This is a genomic window from Aeromicrobium sp. REDSEA-S32_B7 (assembly GCF_001626145.1).
GTDB lineage: Bacteria > Actinomycetota > Actinomycetes > Propionibacteriales > Nocardioidaceae > Aeromicrobium > Aeromicrobium erythreum.
In genome coordinates, this window is record NZ_LUNF01000321.1 from 1 (window position 1) to 3,657 (window position 3,657).

Annotated in this window: 4 protein-coding genes; 3 read left to right on the forward strand and 1 reads right to left on the reverse strand. The window is 74.0% G+C overall.

Features of this window, described 5'->3' with window-relative positions; genetic code table 11:
- Positions 1 to 716, reverse strand: a 716-nt coding sequence (locus A6Q79_RS18155; protein WP_317698919.1) for an alkaline phosphatase D family protein, incomplete at its 3' end; no start/stop codon positions are given.
- A 149-nt stretch (positions 717 to 865) separates the two neighbouring features.
- On the opposite strand from A6Q79_RS18155, the gene xylB reads away from it, so the two are divergent.
- From xylB to A6Q79_RS18170, 3 genes are all read left to right on the forward strand, one after another.
- Positions 866 to 2,218, forward strand: coding sequence for a xylulokinase (gene xylB / locus A6Q79_RS18160; RefSeq protein WP_317698920.1), 1,353 nt, complete (start codon positions 866 to 868; stop codon positions 2,216 to 2,218).
- A gap of 68 nt (positions 2,219 to 2,286) precedes the next feature.
- Positions 2,287 to 3,447 carry a xylose isomerase gene (xylA, locus tag A6Q79_RS18165; protein WP_286689741.1) on the forward strand — a complete coding sequence of 387 codons (1,161 nt, stop codon included), beginning with the start codon at positions 2,287 to 2,289 and terminating at the stop codon, positions 3,445 to 3,447.
- 2 nt (positions 3,448 to 3,449) lie between these two features.
- A partial coding sequence (locus A6Q79_RS18170) for a helix-turn-helix domain-containing protein (RefSeq protein ID WP_317698921.1) occupies positions 3,450 to 3,657 on the forward strand: 208 nt, incomplete at its 3' end.

The following is a 3,657-nucleotide window of genomic DNA, read 5'->3' on the forward strand; positions in this document are numbered from 1 at the left end:
GCCCGGCGCGCGGCGAACCCGGGCTTCTCCGCGATGTTCTCGGGGGTGTCGCCCGCCCAGTTGTTGTCGACCTCGTGGTCGTCCCACACCACGAGCCACGGTGCGGCCGCGTGGGCTGCCTGCAGGTCGGCGTCGGCCTTGTACTGCGCGTGCCGCTGGCGGTAGGAGGCGAGGTCGACGGTCTCCGGACCCTCGTGGTCGCGCACGTTCCCGCCGGGTGCCACGTAGTCGCGGGCCGTGTACTCGTAGAGGTAGTCGCCCAGGTGGAGGACGAGGTCGGGCTGGTCGGCCGCGATGTTGCGGTAGGCGCTGAAGAAGCCGTGCTCGAGCTGGGCGCAGGAGGCGAACGCCATCGTCATCGAGGCGGGCAGGGCGCCCGGGGTCGGTGACGTGCTGGTGCGGGCGGCGCGAGAGACGTGGCGCCCGGCCCGGAAGCGGTACCAGTACTCGCGACCGGGCCGCAGTCCCTCGACCTCGACGTGCACGCTGTGGGCGTGCTGCGGGAGCGCGGTCACGCGACCGGTCCGCACGACGCGGCGGAACCGAGCGTCGCTGGCCACCTGCCACGTGAGCGCGACGGGTCGGTCGGGCATGCCGCCCCGTCCGTCGGCGGCGGTCGGGTCGAGGGCGAGCCGGGTCCAGAGCACGGCCCCACCCACGACGAGACGTCGTCGCGTGCGGTCGGGTGGGGTGGTGGGTTCGGGCGTGTCAGTCATGGCCCCAGCCGACCGGTCGCGGATGAACGCACGGCGACGCGCGCGGGAGCGCACGCCGAACGGCCCCGCCCTCGCCGCAGTCCGCGTACGCGTGAGACACGTCACGCTGAATGCTTGACTTCGTTCGGAACCTGAACGAATATGGGGACATGCCCCTCGTCCTCGGCGTCGACTCCTCGACGCAGTCCACGAAGGCCGTCCTCGTCGACGCCGACGACGGCACGGTCGTCGCGTCACGCACGGCCCCTCACCCCGACGGCACCAGCGTCGACCCGCGGGCCTGGCTCGAGGCGTTCGACGCCGCCGCCGGTCCCCTGCTCCCCCGCGCCGCCGCCGTGGCCGTCGGGGGGCAGCAGCACGGCATGGTCGCGCTCGACGCCGAGGACGCGCCCGTCCACGACGCGCTGCTGTGGAACGACACCCGCTCGGCCGCTGCGGCCGCGGAGCTGGTCGAGGAGATCGGCGGACCGGCCGCCTGCGCCGAGGCCGTGGGCAGCGTCCTCGTCGCCTCCTTCACGATCACGAAGCTGCGCTGGCTGCGCGACCACGAGCCCGACGCCGCACGACGCACGACGCGCGTGCTGCTCCCCCACGACTACCTGTCGTGGCACGCCGGAGGTCGTCGCTCCGCACCCGCCACGGACCGCGGCGACGCCTCGGGCACCGGCTACTACTCCGCGGCCGACGGCGCGTACCGCGAGGACCTCCTCGAGCGCGCCCTGGGCCATGCCGCCGGCCTCCCCCGCGTCGCCGGCCCGAACGAGCAGGTCGGCACCACCGAGCACGGCGCCGTCGTGGCTCCCGGCACGGGCGACAACATGGCGGCCGCCCTCGGGCTCGGGCTCGGACCGGGCGACGTGTCGTTGTCGATCGGCACGTCCGGCGTCGCCGCCGCCGTCAGCGACTCCCCCGTCGTCGACCGCACCGGCGTCGTGACCGGGTTCGCCGACGCGACGGGCCGCTACCTGCCCATGGCCACGACGCTCAACGCCGCCCGCATCCTCGACCTGCACGCCCGTCTCCTCGGCGTCGACCACGACGAGCTCGCCGCACTCGCCCTCGACTCCGTACCAGGTGCCCACGGCCTCACCGTCAGCCCGTACTACGACGGCGAGCGCACCCCGAACCGGCCCGACGCCAGCGGCACCTGGGCCGGGCTCACCACGGCGACCAGCCGCGCCGACGTCGCCCGGGCCGCCGTCGAGGCGCTGCTGTGCTCCCTGGCCGACGCGCTCGACGCGGTGGCCCAGGGGCTCACCGGGGTCGACCGCGTGCTGCTCATCGGCGGCGGCGCCAAGAGCTCGGCCGTGCAGGCGCTCGCGCCGGCCGTGCTGGGACGCGACGTCGTGCTGCCGGCGTCCGCCGAGTACGTCGCCCTCGGCGCCGCCCATGCAGTTCGTGAGGCTGTTGCCGCCGTGGTCGAGGACGAAGACGTGCGGCTGCCAGTCGGCGAGGTGCTCGAAGCCGACGCCCGCCCTGACTCCCTGACCCGGCCGCCCTGACCCGGCAGCACGACAGCCGCACCGACGACCCACCACCGACCACCGCACCACCCACCGAGAGGCGCACCATGTCCGTCCCCACCCCGACCCCCGCCGACAAGTTCTCCTTCGGCATCTGGACCGTCCAGTACGCCGGCCGCGACCCGTTCGGCGACCCGACGCGCGCACCGATGGACCCGGTCCACGCGCTCGAGAAGCTCGCCGAGATCGGCGCCTACGGCGTGAACTTCCACGACGACGACGTCGTGCCCTTCGGCTCCTCGACGTCGGAGCGCGACGCCATCCTCGACCGCTTCCGCCAGGGCCTCGCCGACACCGGCCTGGCCGTGACGACCGCGACGACGAACCTGTTCGGCCACCCCGTCTTCAAGGACGGCGGGTTCACGTCGAACGACCGCGCCGTGCGCCGGTTCGCGCTGCGCAAGGTCATGCGCAACATCGACCTCGCCGCCGAGCTCGGCGCCCAGGTCTACGTGTGCTGGGGCGGGCGCGAGGGCGCCGAGAGCGGCGCGGCCAAGGACGTGCAGGCTGCGCTGTCGCGCTACAAGGAGGGCTTCGACCTCCTGGGCCAGTACGTCGTGGACCAGGGCTACGACCTGCGCTTCGCGATCGAGCCCAAGCCGAACGAGCCCCGCGGCGACATCCTGCTCCCGACGATCGGCCACGCCCTCGCCTTCATCGACAGCCTCGAGCGTCCCGAGCTCGTGGGCGTGAACCCCGAGATCGGGCACGAGGAGATGGCCGGGCTGAACGCCGCGCACGGGTACGCGCAGGCGCTGTGGCACGACAAGCTCTTCCACATCGACCTCAACGGCCAGACCGGCCCGCGCTACGACCAGGACTTCCGCTTCGGCGCCGGCAACGCCCGTGGCGCCTTCTGGGTCGTCGACACGCTGCTGCAGGGCGGCTACGACGGACCGGTGCACTTCGACTTCAAGACGCCGCGCACCGAGGACGAGGACGGCGTGTGGACGGCGGCCGCCGCGTGCATGACGAACTACCTGGTGCTGCGCGAGAAGTCGCTCGCCTTCCGCGCCGACCCCGACGTGCAGGAGGCGCTCGCCGCGTCGCGCGTCGGCGAGCTGGCCACGCCGACCCTGGCCGAGGGCGAGACCTGGCAGGACCTGCAGGCCGCGCCGGAGGAGGACCCGGAGACCCTCGGCTCTCGCGGCATGGCCTTCGAGCGGCTCGACCAGCTGGCGCTCGAGCACCTCTACGGGGTGCGCTGAGCATGCCCCCGGCCGCCCCCGACCAGCTGCGTCGCGCCAACACGGCCCTCGTGCTGCGCACGCTGCGCGACCACGGCCCTGGGAGCCGGTCGGCGCTCGCGCGTCGCACCGGCCTGGCCAAGGCCACGGTGGGGGCGATCGTGGGCGAGCTCGCCGAGCACGCCGTCGTCGTCGAGGGCGAGGCGTCCTCGCAGGGCCGGGGTCGACCGT

Excerpts from the sequence above, each read along its gene's own strand:
- xylB (WP_317698920.1), top strand. The coding sequence starts at position 866 with ATGCCCCTCGTCCTCGGCGTCGACTCCTCGACGCAGTCCACGAAGGCC.
- xylA (WP_286689741.1), top strand. The coding sequence starts at position 2,287 with ATGTCCGTCCCCACCCCGACCCCCGCCGACAAGTTCTCCTTCGGCATC.